Below are 20,216 nucleotides of genomic sequence, written 5' to 3'. Positions count from 1 at the left end.
CGCCTCAGAGCATGACGCCACGCGCGATGAAGCGCTGCAACAGCAGAAGATCCAGAGCGTCGGGACCCTGGCGATCGCCGTGCCGGTCATGATCACTTCCCACGCCGTGCCGGTCATGATCACTTCCCATTGGATGGATTGCTCGCCCCCAAAGCTCGATAGGCCCGAGGAGCAAGGCCAACACAATCTCCTCACATCTCACTTTACTGTAGGTTTGGAGGCACCTGGCGTCATCTACACCGTTCGCCTCGTCTTTACCTGTCGGACCCGAGTTGACCTGTAAATAGGCGCCAGCGCGGGATCCCACCTCAAACGACTACAACGCTTTGACAGTGCGCGAGGAAATTCGTTTGGCGTGAGGTCACGATCGGCGCTGGTCATGACCCCCGTCGCCTATAGAATTCACGAGCTAGGTCAAAACGATGACCTTCGCCGAGCCAGGGGTACCACTTCGGTGCTTATTCACAGGGATATCGCTGGGACCGATTTCGCAGTTCGATACATCACCATGGTGCAGGCGGTTGGCAGCACCCGTTTGATCGCGAGTCTCGGCCTTCGTCGGCTGAACTGCACCGTGCCAACCGACCATTGTAACGCGACATGAAAAGGATTCACGCGCACGTAATTTTTCATCGTTTGCAAAGATATCCCGGACTTTCCAAGGTTCCCTTCAATTCAAAGGGGAAGTCAAATGTCAAAATATCGGCTGCTGTCTTGTATTGCCGGGAGCTACTTGTTGCTGACGTCGGGGGCGTTGGCCGATGTGACCTTGAACGGTCGCGATACGACGCCCGAGATGATCGTCCGTGTTGCCAAGGGAGAAAAGGTCATTGTTCCGCCCGAGAGCCTCGAAAAGGTGTCGAAGGCGTTCGACATTCTGCTGCAGGGCGCCAGGGAAGGGCAGGAAATATACGGTCTGACGGTCGGCGTGGGCTGGAACAAGGACCGGAAGATGGTGGATGCCAAGGGTGAACTGACGCCCGAACTCCTGGAGGCATCCCGCCACTTCAACGAAGGGCTGCTGCGCGCCCATTCCGTCGGCGTCGGACCCGATACTGCACTGGATATCGTCCGCGCAACGATGGCCGTGCGCCTCAACAACATCCTTACCGGTGGCCCCGGAGTACAAAAGCACGTCGCCGAAACGCTGCTTGCCTTTCTCAACCAACAGATCACACCGATCATGCCTTCGCGCGGTTCGGTCGGGCAAGCCGACATGACCCTGCTCAGCCATGTCGGATTGGCGATGCTTGGTGAGGGCGATGTCGACTACAAGGGCAAGCGCATGCCCGCAGCGCAGGCCTTGCAGGCTGCCAAGATCGAACCGCTGAAGCCCTTCGGAAAGGATGGCCTGGCCATTCTCAGTTCCAACGCCTATGCGGCCGGGCTCGGGGCGCTGGCGATCCATGATGCGGAGCAGATGATGGCAAGCTCCGAGATAGTCTATGCGCTGAGCCTGGAGGGGTTGAACGGGAATGTTTCTCCGCTCCTCGATGACGTCACCGCCTTGAGACCCTTCCCCAGCTATATCGGCGAGGCCAAGAAACTGCGGACCTTGCTGTCGGGAAGCTATCTGTGGCAGCAGGACGACAAACGCGTTCTCCAGGATCCCCTGAGCTACCGCACGGCTCCCTATCTGTTCGGCAGCATGACCGACAGCATCGCGCGGACCAAGGCCCTGCTCCAGATTCAGATCAACTCGTCCGACGACAATCCGGGCATCGTACTGGGAGTGCGTCCGACTTCGGATCTGCCCCAGGCCAAGCGGGGCTATGTCGAGGGCGGGGCCGTCCTGCCGACTGCCAATTTCGATCCGCTGCCATGGGTCATTTCCTTCGAGGAACTGGGGATCGTCCTGGCCCATCACGCGACGGCTTCCTCCGAGCGCACCTTGAAGCTGAACAATCCCCAGCACTCCAAACTGCCGCGTTATCTGGCAGCCGGCGAAGCCCAGCATGCCTTCCTGGTGGTGGAAGCGCCGCTGATGGCGATCGCCACCGAAAGCCGGGCACTGGCGCAGCCCACCTCCTTCGACTCACGTCCGATTGCCGGCGGTGTCGAGGACGTCGGCACCAATGCCCCCCTGGTCGTGAGCAGGGTGCGCGCGCAGATCGACAACAGCTTCACAATTCTCGGCATCGAATTGATCCAGGCAGCCCAGGCCGTGGACCTGCGACTGGCCGAACATCAGGATCGCCCTCTCTCGACTGCGACAGCCGCTTTCAAGCAGTCCTTCCGCAAGAAAGTGGCGTTCCTCGACAAGGATCGTTCACTGACGCCCGACATTTCGGTGGCCGCAAGCTTCTTGAAGGAATGGCGCCAGGACCCGAATTGAATCGATCCCTGCATCGCGCCACGAGCGATGCTCATATCGCTCGACAAATCCTCTGCCGTCACCCAGGTGGCGGCAGATTTGTCGAAATGCCGATCCCTCTCCGTGCCCAAACGTTCGGATCGAGGGCAATCTACTGGGACTGCACCCAGCGCAGAAACTCCCGGATCGGCCTTTCATTGCTGCGCCTCTGCAGATGCGCAAGATACCAGCCGCCGGGCTGCATCACATCGGCTGGCATGGGTATCGTCAGATTGCCGCTGCGCAGATCCGCCTCGACCAGGAAATGGGGAACCACCACCAAGCCTTGGCCGTTCATCGCGGCCTCGATTGCGAGCAAGGTGCTGTCGTAGCGCGGTGCGCTCTTGTGCAGGAGATTGGACAGGCCGAGGCTCTGGGCCCATATCGCGGTATCGTCGGTCGCGCCAGATATCGACAGGAAGGGGAAATGCGACAGATCCTGAGGTGATGAGATCGCCTCGGCAATGGTTCGCGAACAGACGGCGACGAGCCGTTCCTTTCTCAACAAGGTGTAGCTGACCCGGGCCCGTTCGGGCGTGCGTGTATAGATCAATCCGACATCCGCGTGATCGGGATTGAAATCCCAATCGAGCAGGCTCGCATCCAGGCTGACGGTAATCTCGGGCGAGACTTCGTTGAAGTGATGCAGCCTGGGTATGAGCCAGCGCACGGCGACCGTGACATAGACCTGTACGGTCAGCGATCCCTTGACCGGCGCCTCGCGGATGAGGTCCGTGGTCAGGGCGATGCGGTCCAGGGCATCCTGGATGACCGATAGATACAGCGTCCCCTTCTGGCTCAGCTCGACCCGTCCTGGCTTCCTGATGAAGAGTTGCGTGCCGAGATTGCGCTCCAGCGACGCGATCTGGTGGCTGATGGCCGATTGCGTAAGATTCAGCTCCAAAGCGGCATTCTTGAAACTGCATAGCCGCGCCGCCGCTTCGAAAACGCGCAAGGTGGAAAGGGGAGGAAGCGTTCTCTGGACCACGTTTGGCTCTGCCACATGAATCTCATTCATCTAGCCGCGAATTCTTGTCGTTTGCAAGGGGCCGGCAAAGCTCACTAACATTCTCTCAAATGATAAAAACGGGGAACGCAAGTGAATAAGCAATTCATAAAATACTCCATCCTCACGCTTACGCTTGGCGTAAGCATTCTTTCAGCAACGGCAGCGTTTGCCGAGGGCCAATGCGTCCGTGTGCTGGGTTATGAATCCGACGGCGAAAAACAAACCATGGATCCTGCTGCGCTGATCGGCACTGACAGCGCCTATCACATACGAGCGGTCTACGAACCTCTGGTCGATCGCAGCAAGACGATGGAAGCTGTTCCCGTCCTTGCCGAGAAATGGGAATCCAACGCCGATGCCACCGAGTGGACCTTTCATCTCAGGAAGGGCGTCAAGTTCCATGACGGCTCGGATTTCGGCGCGGCCGACGTGGTCTATTCCTATCGCCGCCTGCTCGACCCGGCCGTTTCGCCCGGTGGGTTTTCGACGCTCGCCTTCCTCGATGCGCAAGGCATTACGGCGGTCGACGCCCACACGGTACGCTTCAAGGTCAAGCAGCCGGTGGTGGAATTGCCGATGCTGATCGCCACGAAATATGCCCTGATGGTGCGGGACGGCGCCAAAAGCGAGGAACTGAAGACCAAGGGCAACGGCACCGGCCCCTTCGTGCAGGAAACCTTCTCGATCAACGGGCCGGTGCGGGTGATGCGCCGCAATCCTCATTATTGGCGCACGGGCCTGCCCAAGGCCGAATGCCTGCAGATCACCACCAGCCTGGAGTCGACCTCGCGCCTTTCGGCCCTGCTGTCCGGTTCGGTAGACCTGTCGCTGGCCGTCGATCCGGCCAGCCTCATCACCTTGAAGGACAATCCCGCCGTTTCACTGGTTTCCACCCCGGGCGCGACCTCGCTCTATCTTGCGGTATGGACCGACACGGCCCCCTTCGACGACCCACGTGTTCGCCAGGCCCTGAAGCTGGTGATGGATCGCCAGAAGATCCTCGACACCGTGCTCTTGGGCTATGGGGAAACCGGCGGCGATACGCCCATCCCGCTGAATTCCCCCTTTGGCCTCGCCACGCCGCCGAAGGCCGCCGACGTCGAAAAGGCCAAGGCCCTGCTTGCGGAGGCCGGCCATCCCAACGGCATCGAATTCGATCTTTATACCTCCGATTCCTATCCGGGCATGCTGCTCCTGGCCCAGGTCTATGCACAAATGGCGGAGCCCGCCGGCATCAAGGTCAATGTCATCACCTCACCCGCGGAAGGCTATTGGGACACGATCTGGCTGAAAAAGCCGGCCGTGATCTCCTATACCAGCGCCCGCCCGCCGGCCGAGGCCCTGACGCTCTCGCTCAACACCAAGTCGGAGTGGAACGAGACGCATTGGCATCGGCCCGACTTCGACGCTCTGGTCGTCAAGGCAGGACAAACCTCCGATCCGCAGCAGCGCACGGCCCTCTATCGCGACGCCCAGCGCATGGTGGCCGAAGAGGGAGGCATGATCTTGCCGATCTTCACCTCGGCCGTGGCCGGGCTTCGCCAGGGCTGCAGCGGCTACACGCCCCATGTCGATGTCAATCGCATCGACTATGCCGAACTGAGCTGCGCCGACTAGCTGCTTTTCCAACACCTCTTTCCGAACCCAACCTCAGGAGCCCAGTGCTCCTGAGAAAGGCCGTTTGCGCATGCCACTTCATCGTCTGACAAGATTCATGCTCGATTTCGCTGACGGCCTGGACCGTCCGCACCATCCGGTGGCTTCCTCCCATGCCAGCCGTCTGCGGGTTCTGGCCCAGAGCCTCGCGGCCGTCCGCGAAATCCCGAGCGCGTGCGTGCCGATCCAGTCGGCCTGCGAGGCGGAGCTTGCGGCCAACGGCGATCCTTCGCCGCTGGCAAGCGCCCTCCTCGACCTCCTGCCTGTTGTCCATGTCACACGCAGTCCCAGCTATCTCGCCGCCCCGCCCAGCCCGAGCTTTGCGGACAATTACGGCTATGCCGTCATCTGCGGCCCGCAGAACGGCCCCCCCACCCTGCTGACCGACAGTCAGATCGCCTTCGGCTTGATGTTCCTGGGCCCGCAGACCCATTACCCGCTCCATCATCATCCCGCCGACGAAATCTACTATCCCTTGACCGGTCCTTCGTTCTGGCAGGCGGGCACTTCGTCCTGGGTCTCGCGTCAGGCCGGCGAGATCATTCACCATCCCCCCTGGCTCCCCCACGCCACATTGTCGGCCGACAGGCCCTTGGTGCTGCTCTACGTCTGGGCGGGCGACCTTCTCACCGATGCAGCCTTCCTGCCCGCTTCGACCACACAGGGGAACGAAGCGCCATGAAGATCCTTCGCCTCGTCATTGCCAGGGTCGGCCTGTCGATCTTCACCTTGTTGCTGGTGTCGATACTGATCTTCCTCATCCTGGAGGCCCTACCGGGAGACATCGCCTCGCGCATCCTCGGACGCGATGCCACGCAGAAGGCTCTGGAAGTACTGCGCCAGCAAATGCATCTCGATCAACCGGCCTGGAGCCGATATCTGACCTGGCTCACCGATCTTCTGCACGGCAATCTCGGTGCTTCGCTTGCCACCGGCCGGCCGATCGCGGACGTCTTGGCCCCGCGCATCGTCAACACGCTGCTGCTTTCCTCGCTGGCATTCACCTTTTATGTCGTGCTTGCGATCGTTCCCGCCGTCGTCCAGGCGACACGACGAGGCAGCATCGCCGACAATGTGATATCCTTCATCACGCTGCTGCTGCTGTCCTTGCCGGATTTCCTGCTGGCAACCATCCTGCTCTTCGTGTTCGCAGTGGCATTGCCGATCCTGCCGGCCCTGTCGACCATATCCGAAACCAGCAGCTGGGCGAGCACGTTGCGCGCCATGGTTCTGCCTGCGGTCACACTGGCCATCATGATGGCCGTCTATGCGATCCGGGTCCTGCGCGACAGCCTGATCGAGGTACTGCGCTCGGACTATGTGCGCCTGGCAGAACTGAAGGGCCTCAAGCCTCGCGCCGTGCTTTGGCGCCATGCGCTGCCGAATGCGATCGTGCCGGCCTTGAACGTCACCGCGCTCAATCTCGGCTTCCTGATCGGCGGCGTGGTCATCGTGGAGCGCGTATTTTCCTATCCCGGCTTCGGCACGCTTTTGATCGACGCGCTGCAATTGCGCGACATCCCGCTGATCAAGGCGACGGTGATGATCAGCGCAGCCGTCTACATCGCGGCCAATCTGCTCGCCGATCTCGGCGCCACCCTCCTGCAACCCCGCTTGAGGACAGGTTCATGACGTTCATCAGGCTCTATAGCCGCCAAAGGCGGCAGAGGCTGCGTATCGGCGGCTGGGGCTGGCGTGATACGCCCGGCCCCTTCCGGATCGGCGCGACGATCCTTGCCGCCCATGTGCTGTTCGCGGCCATCGGCGCGCTGTGGACGCCCTATGGCTTCGCCCAGATGGCGACGGGCATGCCCCTGTCGGGCATGTCCTGGCTGCATCCGATGGGGGTCGACCAGATCGGGCGCGATGTCTTCAGCCGGTTCATGCATGGCGCCCACATCGTGCTCCTGCTGGCCTGCGGCGGCACCATACTGGGCATGACGGCAGGAACGATCCTGGGGCTGATTTCGGGCTATGTCGGAGGCTGGTTCGACGAGATTTCCCAACGCCTGGTCGAGGCGATGATCAGCATCCCGTTCCTGGCCCTGGCCCTGGTCGTCATCATTGCGGCAGGCCCGGCACTGGCGGGAAATCCGCTGTTGATCGTCTTCGTGGTCGGCCTGGTCTACGCACCCCGCATTGCCCGTATCGCCAGGGCGGCGGCGATGGAAATCGCCACGCGCGAATATGTCGCCGTCGCTCAGCTTCGCGGCGAGGGACTGTGGTCGATCGTGCTGCGCGAAATCCTGCCCAACGCTGCCAACATCCTCCTGGTCGAGTTTTCGTTGCGCCTGAGCTATGCGCCCATCCTCATCGGCGCGCTGGGCTTTCTCGGCTTCGGCATCCGGCCGCCGACCCCGGAATGGGGCCTGATGATCAGCGAAAACCGCAATCTCCTGATTGCTTCGCCCGCGACGGTATTCGGCCCCGGGCTCGGCCTCGCCTCTCTGGTGATCGGCCTCAACCTGTTCACCGATGGCCTGTCGCGCATGCTCGGCCAGCGGCCGGCGATGGGAGCCTGAACCATGACGAAGCTGATTGCCGTCAACAATCTTTCCATCGCCTATGCGGGACCGGCCGGTTGGACGAATATCGTCGAAGGGGTCTCGTTCGACATCGCGCGTGGAGAAGCCTTCGGCCTGGTCGGCGAATCGGGCTGCGGAAAATCGACGGTGGCCTATCGGCTGCTCGGCTACCAGGCGCCCAACAGCAGGGTCCAGACAGGCCAGGTCCTTTTCGAGGGAACCGACTTGCTGCAACTCGACGCGCCTTCGCTGGCCGCGCTGCGCGGGCGAAAGATTGCCTTCGTCCCCCAGAACCCGACGACGGCCTTGAGCCCGGGCATGCGCGTGGGGTCGCAGATCCGCGAGATGATCTCGACCCATCGAGCCCTTGCGGACAATGTCTCGATGGATGACAGGTTGCGGGAGCTGTTTGCGTTGGTGGGCCTTGGCGACGTCCGCCGGCGCTACCCGCACGAACTCTCCGGCGGGCAGCAGCAGCGCGTCACCATCGCGATGGCGGTTGCCTGCAATCCCGATCTTCTCGTCCTGGATGAACCGACGACCGGCCTCGACGTCACGACCCAGCGCCAGATCATCCGCCTGCTGTCGGAGCTCAGAAGCCGGATCGGCATGGCGATGCTCTATGTCACCCATGATCTTGCCCTGCTAGCCCAGATCGCCGACCGGATCGGCGTCATGTATGCCGGCCAATTGGTCGAGACCGCCGACAGCGAAACCTTGCTGTCGCGGCCGCTCCACCCCTATTCACGCGGTCTGATCGCCTCCATTCCGACAATCCAGCACGCCACCCTGGGAGCCAGGGGCCTGAAGGGCGTCCTGAGGCGGGATCAAATGCCCGGCGGCTGCAAATTCCAGCCGCGCTGCGATACCGCCAGCGAGGCTTGCCGCTCGACCCCACAATCCCTCGACAAGGTTGACGCCAGCCATGCCGTGGCCTGCATGCGCTGGAGAGAACTTGCGCCGCCCGCGACGCCGCCGGTGCTCGACAAGACACCCATCGGCAACACCGATGCCACTGGCAATTTGCTTTCGCTGCAAAATCTGACGCTCTCCTACACTCAATCCGGCTGGCTGAGGACCTTGCTCGCCCAGGAGGGGAAGGTCACGGCACGCGAGATCGAGATCGAACTGAACGCCGGTGAGATCGTGGCGCTGGTCGGTGAATCCGGCAGTGGCAAGTCGACGATCGCGCGCGCCATCAGTGGCCGTCTGGCGCCCCGGTCGGGATCCATCAGCCTGGGCAGCGAACGGCTGGAACCGCGGCTTTCCCAGCGCTCACGCCAGCAATTGCGGCAGATCCAGTATATTTTTCAAAACCCGGATGCCTCCCTCAACCCGCGCCGCAAGGTCCGGGCCATTCTCGAACGCCCTTTGGATCATTTCGGCATCGAATTCGAGACGGCAACGCTTGAAAATATCCTGGAAAGCGTCGGCCTTCATGCCGACTACCTCGAGCGCTTTCCCGAGCAATTGTCCGGTGGCGAGCGCCAGCGCGTGGCGATCGCTCGGGCCCTGCTCGTCAAGCCGCAGCTTTTGATCTGCGACGAGATCCTGTCTGCCCTCGACGTCTCCGTTCAAGCCAAGATCGTCGAACTGCTGGCCTCCTTGAAGGCACAGCATGCCGTGGCCATGCTGTTCATCTCGCATGACCTGGCCGTGGTGCGCCAGTTGGCCGACCGGGTGGCTGTCCTCTATCTCGGCGAGCTCATGCAGGTCAGCCGGACCAAGGCCCTCTTTAGCTCGCCCCGGCACCCCTATACGGAAATGCTGCTGCGCGCCGCGCCCGACCTGCACAAGGACGATTATAAGCCGATGCCGCCGGCGATGCCTCAGTCCGTGTCGGTACACGGGGAGGGATGCCCATTGGCGGGCCGCTGCCCGCGCCAGGTCGACTCTCGATGCGCGCAAAGCCGTCCGCCCCTTCAACGCACGGCTGATGGTTTCATACGTTGCCACATTCCCGTCGGGCAATTGGCGGTCCCCGCCTGAGCGGATGCGTTTCACTCAGGCAGACTGTGGCATGATGCAGGGGTCGTTTCGCCTTCGCTCTAGCCCCGAACATCAAAGAACAATTCGATGCGATCGCCGCCTGCACAAAGGCAGAGTTAGGTCGACATCCTCAGGCCACTGAAGATTTGCGACAAAGCCCTAACCCACGTCGCGGTAGCGGGGCGCCGGGGTAGCCGTGGAAAGCTTGCCGATCATCGCCCGTCGGGCGGCCTCGTAGGCGTCGAAGAGTTCGCCATCCTGGAGAGAGGGGATGGTGGCAAACTCGCCCCGGTCAAGCCCGATGAGCGCCGCCTCGACGAGATCCTCGCTACGCATGACCATCGCGGCCGGCATCTGCTCAAGCGGGCGGCCGGCGATCGCCCAGAAGTCGGTCGCGGTAGCGCCCGGAAGCACAACCTGCACGGTGACGCCGGTGCCAGCGAGCTCGTGCTGAAGGTTCTGGCTGAAGGCGAGGACGAACGCCTTGCTGCCACCGTAGACGCCGTTCAGCGCCTCCGGATTGATGGCAACGATCGAAGCGATATTGATGATCGTACCGGTGCCGCGCGCGATGAATTGCGGGACGACCGCATAGGTCAAGCGGGTGAGCGCCGTGACGTTGAGCGAAATCAGCGAAGTCATCTGGTCGACGTCGGAGTTGACCAGCTTCAGCGCCCCGCCAAGACCCGCATTGTTGACGAGCAAGGTAACGTCCGGGGTATCCCTGAGAAAGGCCTCGACCTGGGCGAGGTCCGCGGCATCCGCAAGGTCGGCCGACATGACGTCCACTTTGCTGCTGGTGTTGGCACGGATCCGTTCGGCGACATGTGCCAGCTTGTCCGCGTTGCGCGCGATCAGGACGAGGTCGTACCCCCGTTCGGCAAGGCGGTCGGCATAGACCGCGCCGATTCCACTCGATGCGCCGGTGACGACGGCGGTCCCCATTGTCTCTGACATTCTCGTATCTCCTCAGCTATCCACGGGCATCAGCTCCTGCGATGCCTGGCGATCGAAGGAAAACTAGTGGTTCTGGATGTCGCGCGGCAGCTATCAAGAATGAAAACCAGCCTCTCGAAAAAGCGAAAGGCCCGGCATATCGTTCAACCGACCTCAACGGCAATGTGAGGTTTCTCGGCCTTGTCCTGTCCCGGATCGGGTATCTTTTAGCTCGCGTGATCGCTCGCCGCGCATCTACGCGCGATGCCGAACAAGCAATGTGTCTATACAATGCCCTATCAGCACTACGGATCAGAGCTGAATCCGGTAATGTGGGGGGTATGGCCTTATGGACCGTCTCGACGCAATGCAGGTTTTGCTGGCGGTCGTCGACGCCGGCAGTTTGTCGGCCGGAAGTCGCAAGCTGAATGCACCGCTGCCGAGCGTCAGCCGGAAGGTCGCGGACCTCGAACGCCATCTCGGCACGCGCCTTTTGGTTCGGACCAGCCGGAACGTCCAGCTCACCGATACGGGCCGCGACTATGTCGATGCGGCCCGCCAGATCATCGCGCAAATCGAGGATGCCGAACTGCGGGCATCAGGTGAATATGAAACGCCCAGGGGCGTTTTGACGATCACCGTGCCGATCGCGTTCGGTCATGACCATGTGCTGCCCTTCGCCTATGACTTCATGTGCGAACACCCCGAGATCACGCTGAACATTCTCTCTCTCGATCGTGTCGTGAACCTTGTCGATGAGCATGTCGATGTTGGCGTTCGCCTGGGTGAACTTGCCGACAGTTCGTTCTATGCGGTCAAGGTCGGCGATTTCGACTTCGTGACCTGCGCCAGCCCGGAATATCTGGCGCGCAAGGGGTGCCCCTCGAGCCCGGAAGACCTCACCGGCCACGAAGGCGCCGTCTTCGGCCACATCACCGAACCAGGCTGGCTCTATCAGCGCGAAGGCCGCAGGCAGGAAGGCAAGCCCAACGTCCGCATTCGCGCCAATACCGCGACGGCTACCCTGACCGCGGCCTTGCGTGGAGTCGGCATCGTCCGCCTCCCCCGCTACCAGGTCGCTGGCGATCTGCAATCGGGCGCATTGGTCGCGATACTCGACGACTATGAGAGCCCGTCATTTCCCGTGCACCTGGTTTATGTTCGCCAAGGGCTGCTGCCCTTGAAAGTACGAGTCTTCATCGATTGGATAGCGCCACGCCTGAAGCGTAAGCTGAAAGATCTCGGCGCGTTCAAACCAACCTGAATTCAATCGAGAGGCGAGGTGGTGACGTCATGGCACGTCGCGACAATCGACCTGGGGTTTTCCATATCAGCGCCTGAGAGGCTGCCTATCGTTTTGGCCGTCTGCTGTCGGTCTCAAGTCTCCTCCAAGTATCGGTCATCACCGAATACAACGACAGGAGACTTCCCATGACTGCCAAGACTCTCTTCACCGCACATGTCCACACCGTCGGCGGCCGCGAAGGCTGGGCAAAAAGTTCGGACGGCCAGCTCGACGTCAAGCTGTCGGTGCCCGGCTCGAACCGTCCCGGCACCAATCCCGAACAGCTTTTCGCGGCAGGCTGGTCCGCCTGCTTCGAGGGCGCGCTCGGACACGCTGCCAGGGAACAGGGCATCAGGCTTCCGGCCGAGACTGCGGTCGACGCCGAGGTGAACCTGTCGCTTGATGAAGCGGAGGGGTATTTCCTGACCGCCCGCCTGAACGTCAGCATCCCCGGCATCGCCGATGATGTCGCACAGCGGCTGGTCGAGCGCGCTCACGCGACCTGCCCCTATTCGAAGATGACCCGTAGCGGCATCACCGCCAGCGTCGCGCTCGCCGTTTCTGCGTAGTCCAAACCCGCTGACTCTGGACTCACGACTCCCACGCACGCGGAGCCAAGGACGCGGCGCGGCCTTCTCATCGATCCTGCCGCGTCTTCGCTCTAACCCCCGCGGAAAGTGCAAATTCCCCAAATCGCACTCTCCCTCTAACTCTTTGTTTTCACACATTTTTCATCAAGAAGCCCATCGGCTTCCCAAGAACTGCTTCAGGAGAACTGCCATGCCTGCCTCCCACCCCTTGATTGGCCGCAGGAACTTCGTCGCATCGGCCGTCGCCGGAACGATCGGTGTGATGCTTCCTGCCTTGATATCCACCGCAACAGCATCCCCTTCGAGCACCGGAAACCCGTCGTCCGACGCTGCCGCTGTCGGCCATAAGACGATCGGCGACAGTTCGATCCAGCCGTTTCGCTACCATGCGACCGACGACGAACTTGCCGACCTGAAGCGTCGGATCAAGTCGACCAAATGGCCGGAACGCGAGAACGATCCGACACAGGGCGTTGGTCTCTCGACCATTCAGAAGCTCGCCGACTATTGGGCGAACCAGCATGATTGGCGCCGTGCCGAAGCGCGGATCAACAGCTATCCGAACTTCATCACCAATATCGACGGCGTCGACATTCACTTCATCCACGTGAAGTCGAGGCATCCCAACGCGCTGCCGATCATCGTCACGCATGGCTGGCCCGGGTCGATCATCGAGCAGTTGAAGATCATCGGCCCGCTCACCGATCCGATCGCTTATGGCGGCAGTGCGGCCGATGCGTTCGATGTGGTGATCCCGTCATTGCCGGGCTATGGCTTTTCCGGCAAGCCCACCGTCAATGGCTGGGACCCGCAGCATATCGCGCGTGCCTGGGCCGTGCTGATGCAGCGACTGGGTTATGACCGCTACGTCGCGCAGGGCGGAGACTGGGGCAACGCGGTGACCGAGCAGATGGCGCTGCAGCGTCCGCCCGGCCTCGCGGCGATCCACACCCACATGCCCGCGACCATTCCTCCGCGGATCGCTCCGCTGATCCCGAACGGCCCGGAGCCCGCGGATTTGAATGGCGAGGAGAAGCACGCCTGGGATCAACTCGTCGATTTCTATTCGACCGGGCTTGGCTATGCGCAGGAAATGGCAGGCCGGCCGCAGACGCTCTATGCGCTGGCGGATTCGCCAGTCGGCCTCGCGGCCTGGATCATCGACCACGACATCCGCAGCTATAACCTGATCGCGCGCGTCTTCGACGGCGCCAGCGAAGGCCTGACGAAAGACGATATCGTCGACAACATCACGCTTTACTGGCTGACGAACACGGCGGTCTCATCGGCGCGGCTGTATCGGGAAAGCAAGCTCGCCTTCTTCGCGCCCAAGGGCATCTCCTTGCCGACCGGCGTCAGCGCCTTTCGTGACGAGATCTACCAGGCGCCGGAAAGCTGGACCCGCAAGGCCTATCCCAACCTTGTTTTCTACAAGCGCCACGACGAGGGCACGCATTTTGCGGCCTGGGAACAGCCGGAGGCCCTATCGCAAGACCTGCGCGCGACATTCCGTTCAGTGCGTTGAGGCCCGGCAACCGTCGCCGGACTGATCGAAACCGCGACCGTCCGCAAAGATCGATTCTAGTCTCTGTGAGCCCGGCATCCGTTCAGAAAGAGACGGGCGCACCGACGCGCCCGGGCCGCGATCTCCTCGCGTCCGGGCGGGGAGCGCAGGCCGAGCATGATGGCGCGCTGCGGCTCCATGGTCATCATGCCGCGGAGCATGCCGACTGCAGCCTCGGGGTCTTCGATCTCGATTTCGCCGAGATCGTGCTGCCGCTTGAGCCATGCCACCATGGTCTGGCTGGTGGGACGCAAAGCCAGTTCATAGAAGGCGGTGGCAATCTCGGGAAAGCGGTCGCATTCGGCCATGACGAGACGAAGGCTCGAAACCGCCTCCTCATCGAAGGTCAAGGCGCCATAGCCGACCAGAATATGCTCAAGGGCCGCCTCGATCGGTAGCTTTTCGAGGCGCTCCTCGTCCAGGTCCAGAAAGAAGCGCGAAATCCGTGCCGCGACGACACTGCGGAACAGATCGGCCTTGGTCGGGATCAGGCGGTACATGGTCTTGGTTGAGACCCCCGCCCGTTCGGCAACGCGCCCCATGCTGGCGCCGGCATAGCCATGGCCATGGAATTCACAACGGGCGGCTTCGACGATCAACTGCCTGGTTTCTGCATCCGGCCGGATCTGCGGTCGCCCACGCTGGCGCCTGGGAGTTTCCACATTTAGGATCATGACCATTTTCCAAATTCTATTGACAGTAAGAGCAACTGAGATTAATTAGGAAAATATCAATTTTCCTAAAAGAGAGCAAGCCCGATTCCGGCAGCTCCACCAGGAAAGGATCGGATCATGAGCAAGCATGGAGTCGTCTTCACCAATGAGAAGACCGTCCCTGCGGCCGAGACACTGCCCGGCATAGAGCTGGTCAATGAGCCTACCCTCCCCGTTCCACAGCAATCGACAAGAAAAGCACGCCCAGCGCGCTGGCTGTTGCTTGCCGGCGTTGCCCTTGCGGCTTTTGCAGGTGCCGCGCATTATGGCTGGGACTATTGGACGGTCGGCCGCTTCCTGGTCGCCACGGACGACGCCTATGTCAAGGCCGACAGCACGACGATTTCCCCGAAGGTGTCCGGCTATGTTGCGACGGTGTTGGTCAACGACAATCAGCCGGTAAAGGCCGGCGAAGTCCTGGCCCGGATCGACGACCGCGACTTCAAGGTCGCCCTCGAACAGGCCCGGGCGCAGGTCGCGGCGGCCAGCGCCAATATCGCCAACAAGGAGGCAGCCCTGGTTGCCGAACAGGCCGAGATCGACGCGGCGCAGGCGACCGTCGCCGTCGACCTTGCTAACCAGACCTTCGCCGAGCAGGAAGACAAGCGCTATGCCGAGCTCGCGCAGAAAGGCTTCGGCAGCCTCCAGAACGCGCAGCAGGCCTCCTCCCGCATTGCCGCCGCCCGCGCCGCAGTCACGCGCGACACCGCCGTGCTCGCCAGGGCCACCAAGCAACTCGACGTGAACCGGGCCGAGCTTGCCCAGGTGCAGGCCGCGCTCGCCGGCGCCAAGGCAGCGCAGGACCAGGCCGAGTTGAATCTATCTTATACCAATCTCGTTGCCCCCATCGACGGCCTGGTCGGCAACCGCACCTTGCGGGTCGGCCAATATGTCCAGGCCGGCACGCAGCTCATGGCTGTGGTGCCGAGCCGCGAGGCCTACATCATCGCCAACTACAAGGAGACCCAGCTCACCGATGTCCAGGCCGGGCAGCCGGTCGAAATTGAGGTCGATACCTTCCCCGGACAGATCTTCAAAGGCCATGTGGACAGCCTGTCGCCGGCAAGCGGCCAGGAATTTGCCTTGCTGCCGCCGGACAACGCCACCGGCAATTTCACCAAGATCGTACAGCGCATCCCGGTGAAGATCGTACTCGACCAGGCAGGCGCCCTTCCTGTCGTGCTTAGACCCGGCATGTCGGTCTACCCGTCCATCGACACCAAGCCGGAGGCGACGCGGATCGCCTCGACGGCTGGTGCGATCAACTAAGGCGCGCCCCTTTCACACAGCGGCCAGGAGGCTGCGATGTCTACCCAGACCCAGATTGTTGGGCTCGGCTCTTCTCAAGCCCAGCCTCTTGCGGCGAAGCCGGTCGAAAAGGCGAGTACAAACGCCTGGATCGCGGTGCTCGCCGCCATGATCGGCGCCTTCATGGCGATCCTCAACATTCAGATCACCAACGCCTCGTTGCTCAACATCGAAGGAGGCATCGGCACCGGCGTCGACAATGGTGCGTGGATCTCGACGTCCTATCTCATCGGCGAGATCGTGGTGATCCCCTTGACGGACTATCTCAGCCGCGTCTTTTCGTTCCGGCTCTATATGCTGGTGAATGTGGTGCTGTTCGCCCTGTTTTCGGCAGCCTGTGCCTTCGCCCATGATCTCGGCACGATGATCGCGTTGCGTGGTCTCCAGGGTTTCGCCGGCGGCGTGCTGATCCCCATGGCATTCACCATGGTGCTGACCAGACTGCCCAAGAGCCAGCAACCGATCGGGCTGGCCATGTTCGCCTTGTCGGTCACTTTCGCCCCCGCCATCGGCCCGACCATCGGCGGCTATCTCACCGAGAATTACGGCTGGCAGACCATCTTCTTCGTCAATGCGCCGCCGAGTCTGCTCATGTTCGTGGCGCTCTATTTCACGCTGGAAAAGAAGCCGATGCAGCTCTCTCTCCTCAGGGAGGGAGATTGGGCCGGTATCACCACCATGGCCATCGGGCTTGCGGCGCTGCAGACTGTGCTCGAGGAAGGCAACAAGGATGATTGGTTCCAGTCGACTTTCATCGTCAAGCTCGCCTTGATCGCAGGCCTGTTCCTGACCGCCTTCATCGTCATCGAGCTGACCGTCAAGAAGCCGCTGGTCCAGTTGCGCCTCCTGATACAGCGCAATTTCGGCATCGGCATCGTGGTCAACGTGCTGGTCGGCGTAGCACTCTTCGGCACTGTCTACATCCTGCCGCAATATCTGGGCCAGGTGCAGCGCTACAATGCCGAGCAGATCGGCCTGGTCCTAGCCTGGACCGGCCTGCCGCAACTCCTCATCATTCCGTTCGTGCCACTGCTGCTCAAGCATTTCGACGTGCGTTTCATCGCTTTCGTCGGCATCAGCATTTTCGCGACAAGCGCCTTCATGAATGTCAACCTGTCGCTGGACAATGCCGGCGACCAGTTCTTCCTGCCCAACATCGTGCGCGCCATTGGCCAGGCCCTGGTGCTGACGCCGATCAGCGTGATCACCACCGCGGGCATCGCGCCCAGCGACGCCGGCGCGGCATCGGGCCTTTCGAACATGCTGCGCAATCTGGGCGGCGCGGTCGGTACCGCCGCGCTAGGAACGGTGCTCACCAAGCGCGAGCAGTTTCACTCCAACATCATCGGCCAGTCTGTCACTTTGTTTCGAGACGAGGTGCGCGACAGGATCGATCATCTGACACAGTATTTCATGGCGCATGGCGTGACCGATGCCGCCCTTGCCCAGCACAAGGCGATCGGTGTGATCGGGGCGACCGTCCACCGCCAGGCGCTCATTCTGGGCTTTGGCGACACGTTCGCGGTGATTGGCACAGTGCTGGCACTCGCAGCGGTCGCGGTGCTCCTGACCCGGAAGATCCAGGCCGGCAATGGTGGCGGCGGCGCCCACTGAAACGGGCATGGGACTCAAGCATCGGCGCGGCACCGGCTGCGGGCTAAGTTCGCCAGGACCCTTCCATCGGTGCGGACACATCGTCTGGCCGTTTTGCGGGCCTCGAACCCCTGTCAGGGGCGCGAGGTCCACTTTTGTATGGCCGCTTGCCCACCGCGGATTGAGACCCGTGATCCAGCAATCCGCACAAGCTATATGACCATAGGGAAGGCCAATCTTGTAGTATTCTATCAAATTGCCTGAGATTGGCTCACGACGCCGATAGTTCGGAGTAACGAAGATGGGGCAGACAAAGGACAAGATCGACGCAGCCTTGGTGAAGGGTACGACGGACGGTCTTCGCGGTGATGCTCTCTACGACAGCGTGGCTAGCTTCCCTGTTTTTGGAGTTGTCGCGAAACTCTTACCTTCTGCAATGACTTTAGCATCAGACTTCCGCAACGTCGCCAAATTCAGGATTTATGCGACGACGTTAGTTTCGCCTCTGCCTCTGCTTTGCCGAGAGCGGCTAGGTGGCGTTCCAGATTGAACCGGTTACAAAATCTATCAAGAAGTTCGTACCCTGCTTGCTCTTGTCCTATCGAAATAAGCACCAGCCCCTGGGCCAAATCGGTTTGCATGTAATTCTCCAGCGAGAAGCGCTGAAAATGCATCTTTGACCTGCGTTGAAACAAACTCGCCAGATCATCAAGCGTGACCACGTCATTTAAATCAGCGATGGCCGCCTTGAATGACTCCTGAGCAATTTGCGATATTCGCGGGATCATCTCGTCTGATCTCGTAAACGAACACCAACTTGGCAGGCTTCCCAACTGGTCAATGGGATCAATGCAGAGATCGAAGTCCGCTTTGGACGCGGTTCGCTTCCAGGCTAGCTTTCGGCCCTTAAGCACGGGAACGAATTCAACGTGCATATTTTCTCAAATATTCATCAATTATCTCTCCGATCTTCGACATTCTTACTTCTTGGTTCAGCATAGAATCGCTTCTCCTGAAGAAAATACATGCACTTTCTAACCATCGACTGGAGAGAGAAAGCTAAAATGGTCATGTCGCAGATCTCCCGATTTTTGCGAGACCCCTACATATGCGAATGAGTTTTGCAACACGCCCGCGACTATCTCACATAATGTGAACAGATGACGACGATTGCGAGCCCGTTGTAAATTTTTCGGGCGGAATCTCGCGATAACGTCGATAGCCGACCGCCGCTGAAGTCAACCGGCCACACCTACTCCGATCGCATCGTCCTCCCCAAACTCGGTCGGCGAATCGTAATTAATTCGAGCGAGTCGCATTTATTTCGAGAAATGACATGTCGCCTCAAAGATCGCGTGAGGCGATTATGGTGTCGACAAACGCGCGGAGCTTCGGTTCGTTGCGGTTCCCTGCGGGGAAATAGAGATAGAGCGCGTCCTCGGACGGCATGTAGTCGCTCAGGACCTTACGAAGGCGTTTTTCGCGCAGCGCTTCCTCGGCGACGTTATCCGAAGTGTAAGCGAGGCCCATGCCTTGTTCTGCCAGGGCACAGAGCGCGCCGGCATCGTTGACAATCAGGTTTGCAGACGGGCGTACGCGTAGATCGCGATCTCGATTGCGAAACTCCCATTGATACGGCATCGGCTCGCCGCCAATGCGATAGCCAATGCAGTCATGGTTGAGGAGATCACTTGGCGTCTTGGGTGTTCCTCTCTCCGCAAGGTAGTTGGGCGAGCCGACGACCACCCAATGAAAGGGCCTTCCAATCCGAACGGCAAGCATGTCGGGCTCCAGGTATTCGCCAATCCGCACGGCGGCATCGAATCCTTCGGCGATGAGATCGATCGGCCCGTCGCGGACTTCGATGTCGATCGCGACATTCGGATGGGCGCTCCGAAATTTCGGCAAGGCCCGTTCGATAATCGGTCCAAACGCTAAGCGTCGCATGCAAAGCCGCAGGATTCCCACAGGTCGATCCTGCAAGCCTTCGATCTGGCGGATCGCATCGGCCACCACGGAGCGCACATCGCCGATGCGATCCGCAAGCACACTGCCGGCGTCCGTCAGTGCAACGTGGCGCGTGCTGCGAATGAAGAGTGGTGCCCCCAACCGTCGCTCTAGCGACTTGACGGATTGGCTTATAGCACCCGGCGTCACACCCAGTTCTCGCGCCGCGGCCCGGAAGCTGGTGTTGCGGGCGACCGCCAAGAATTGTGGAATCCCCTCAAAAAGATCGATTTCCGATCTTAATGCCGACTGTTTAGCCATGCTAAACAGGTTATGCCTCTTCATTCCCATTATCAAGTCAATGATTGTCCCTTACATCTCTTCCTATAACGAGATGCTTTGCGGAGACAGCCCATGGCCGAACAACGACAGCAGTTGCGAGAGCGCGTGCGGACAATCGTGCCGACGCTCGTCCACTACACAGACAGCATCTTGCTCGGCGAAGTATGGGAAGGCACGGAGCTTTCGAAACGTGACCGAAGTCTGATCACGATCGCTGCGCTAGTCGCGACCTACCGACCGGAAGCGCTGGCCGATCATCTCGTCTTGGGGCGCTCGAACGGCGTCGCATACGCGGAGATCAGCGAACTAATCACCCATGTCGCGTTCTACGCCGGCTGGCCTGCATCGATGGCGGCCGCGCGCGTTGTACTGGAAACCTTAGGGGAACCGGCGGAGCCAAAGTAGC

At 61.0% G+C, this 20,216-nt stretch carries 18 protein-coding genes; 12 read left to right on the top strand and 6 right to left on the bottom strand.

The window, feature by feature from the left end; all coding sequences use genetic code 11:
• Window positions 1–4: 4 nt before the first annotated feature.
• Window positions 5–130: a hypothetical protein gene (locus ACR9ZN_RS00310; protein ID WP_481271982.1), complete on the bottom strand. Its 126-nt coding sequence runs from the start codon at window positions 128–130 to the stop codon at window positions 5–7.
• 606 nt (window positions 131–736) lie between these two features.
• Between ACR9ZN_RS00310 and ACR9ZN_RS00305 the strand changes: the two genes are divergently transcribed.
• On the top strand, window positions 737–2,335 hold the full coding sequence (locus ACR9ZN_RS00305; RefSeq protein WP_481270993.1) for an HAL/PAL/TAL family ammonia-lyase: 1,599 nt from the start codon (window positions 737–739) through the stop codon (window positions 2,333–2,335).
• Between the two features lie 130 nt (window positions 2,336–2,465).
• Here ACR9ZN_RS00305 and ACR9ZN_RS00300 read toward each other — a convergent pair whose 3' ends face one another.
• On the bottom strand, window positions 2,466–3,341 hold the full coding sequence (locus ACR9ZN_RS00300; protein ID WP_481270992.1) for a LysR substrate-binding domain-containing protein: 876 nt from the start codon (window positions 3,339–3,341) through the stop codon (window positions 2,466–2,468).
• 246 nt (window positions 3,342–3,587) lie between these two features.
• On the opposite strand from ACR9ZN_RS00300, the gene ACR9ZN_RS00295 reads away from it, so the two are divergent.
• The 5 genes from ACR9ZN_RS00295 to ACR9ZN_RS00275 all read left to right on the top strand — a co-directional run bounded on the left by ACR9ZN_RS00295 (window position 3,588) and on the right by ACR9ZN_RS00275 (window position 9,532).
• Window positions 3,588–4,979, top strand: coding sequence for an ABC transporter substrate-binding protein (locus ACR9ZN_RS00295; RefSeq protein WP_481270991.1), 1,392 nt, complete (start codon window positions 3,588–3,590; stop codon window positions 4,977–4,979).
• A 97-nt stretch (window positions 4,980–5,076) separates the two neighbouring features.
• Window positions 5,077–5,700: a dimethylsulfonioproprionate lyase family protein gene (locus ACR9ZN_RS00290; protein ID WP_481270990.1), complete on the top strand. Its 624-nt coding sequence runs from the start codon at window positions 5,077–5,079 to the stop codon at window positions 5,698–5,700.
• Window positions 5,697–6,650: an ABC transporter permease gene (locus ACR9ZN_RS00285; protein ID WP_454818797.1), complete on the top strand. Its 954-nt coding sequence runs from the start codon at window positions 5,697–5,699 to the stop codon at window positions 6,648–6,650. Before ACR9ZN_RS00290 ends, ACR9ZN_RS00285 begins: the two co-directional genes overlap by 4 nt.
• The gene (locus ACR9ZN_RS00280) at window positions 6,647–7,540 is read left to right on the top strand and encodes an ABC transporter permease (protein ID WP_481270989.1); all 894 of its coding nucleotides are present in this window, start codon (window positions 6,647–6,649) and stop codon (window positions 7,538–7,540) included. Before ACR9ZN_RS00285 ends, ACR9ZN_RS00280 begins: the two co-directional genes overlap by 4 nt.
• 3 nt (window positions 7,541–7,543) lie before the next feature.
• Window positions 7,544–9,532, top strand: coding sequence for an ABC transporter ATP-binding protein (locus tag ACR9ZN_RS00275; RefSeq protein ID WP_481270988.1), 1,989 nt, complete (start codon window positions 7,544–7,546; stop codon window positions 9,530–9,532).
• A 159-nt stretch (window positions 9,533–9,691) separates the two neighbouring features.
• On the opposite strand, the gene ACR9ZN_RS00270 is transcribed toward ACR9ZN_RS00275, so the two are convergent.
• Window positions 9,692–10,489, bottom strand: a complete 798-nt coding sequence (locus tag ACR9ZN_RS00270) for an SDR family NAD(P)-dependent oxidoreductase (protein WP_441774281.1) — start codon at window positions 10,487–10,489, stop codon at window positions 9,692–9,694.
• A 328-nt stretch (window positions 10,490–10,817) separates the two neighbouring features.
• Here ACR9ZN_RS00270 and ACR9ZN_RS00265 point away from each other — a divergent pair, with 328 nt between their 5' ends.
• The 3 genes from ACR9ZN_RS00265 (at window position 10,818) to ACR9ZN_RS00255 (ending at window position 13,868) form a co-directional block, all read left to right on the top strand.
• Window positions 10,818–11,732, top strand: a complete 915-nt coding sequence (locus tag ACR9ZN_RS00265; RefSeq protein WP_441774280.1) for a LysR family transcriptional regulator — start codon at window positions 10,818–10,820, stop codon at window positions 11,730–11,732.
• 167 nt (window positions 11,733–11,899) lie between these two features.
• Window positions 11,900–12,322: an organic hydroperoxide resistance protein gene (locus ACR9ZN_RS00260; RefSeq protein ID WP_441774279.1), complete on the top strand. Its 423-nt coding sequence runs from the start codon at window positions 11,900–11,902 to the stop codon at window positions 12,320–12,322.
• A gap of 211 nt (window positions 12,323–12,533) precedes the next feature.
• The gene (locus ACR9ZN_RS00255; protein WP_481270987.1) at window positions 12,534–13,868 is read left to right on the top strand and encodes an epoxide hydrolase family protein; all 1,335 of its coding nucleotides are present in this window, start codon (window positions 12,534–12,536) and stop codon (window positions 13,866–13,868) included.
• 56 nt (window positions 13,869–13,924) lie between these two features.
• On the opposite strand, the gene ACR9ZN_RS00250 is transcribed toward ACR9ZN_RS00255, so the two are convergent.
• Window positions 13,925–14,581 carry a TetR/AcrR family transcriptional regulator gene (locus ACR9ZN_RS00250; protein WP_481270986.1) on the bottom strand — a complete coding sequence of 219 codons (657 nt, stop codon included), beginning with the start codon at window positions 14,579–14,581 and terminating at the stop codon, window positions 13,925–13,927.
• Between the two features lie 117 nt (window positions 14,582–14,698).
• Between ACR9ZN_RS00250 and ACR9ZN_RS00245 the strand changes: the two genes are divergently transcribed.
• Both ACR9ZN_RS00245 and ACR9ZN_RS00240 read left to right on the top strand, forming a co-directional pair.
• Window positions 14,699–15,889 carry an HlyD family secretion protein gene (locus ACR9ZN_RS00245; protein ID WP_481270985.1) on the top strand — a complete coding sequence of 397 codons (1,191 nt, stop codon included), beginning with the start codon at window positions 14,699–14,701 and terminating at the stop codon, window positions 15,887–15,889.
• Between the two features lie 36 nt (window positions 15,890–15,925).
• A complete protein-coding gene (locus ACR9ZN_RS00240; protein ID WP_454818814.1) occupies window positions 15,926–17,542 on the top strand; it encodes a DHA2 family efflux MFS transporter permease subunit in 1,617 nt (538 codons plus the stop codon).
• Window positions 17,543–17,994: 452 nt separating this feature from the next.
• Here ACR9ZN_RS00240 and ACR9ZN_RS00235 read toward each other — a convergent pair whose 3' ends face one another.
• On the bottom strand, window positions 17,995–18,456 hold the full coding sequence (locus tag ACR9ZN_RS00235; RefSeq protein ID WP_481270984.1) for a hypothetical protein: 462 nt from the start codon (window positions 18,454–18,456) through the stop codon (window positions 17,995–17,997).
• A 409-nt stretch (window positions 18,457–18,865) separates the two neighbouring features.
• Complete coding sequence (locus tag ACR9ZN_RS00230; RefSeq protein ID WP_481270983.1) at window positions 18,866–19,813, bottom strand: LysR family transcriptional regulator; 948 nt, start codon at window positions 19,811–19,813, stop codon at window positions 18,866–18,868.
• A gap of 69 nt (window positions 19,814–19,882) precedes the next feature.
• On the opposite strand from ACR9ZN_RS00230, the gene ACR9ZN_RS00225 reads away from it, so the two are divergent.
• Entirely contained in the window at window positions 19,883–20,215 is a 333-nt protein-coding gene (locus tag ACR9ZN_RS00225; protein WP_454818822.1) for a carboxymuconolactone decarboxylase family protein, read from the top strand.
• Window position 20,216: the final 1 nt, after the last annotated feature.

The sequence above is a fragment of the Labrys sp. HAY1-8F genome, from assembly GCF_056754975.1.
Note: the sequence above shows the minus strand (reverse complement) of the source record. Positions and strands in the feature narration are given on the sequence as shown.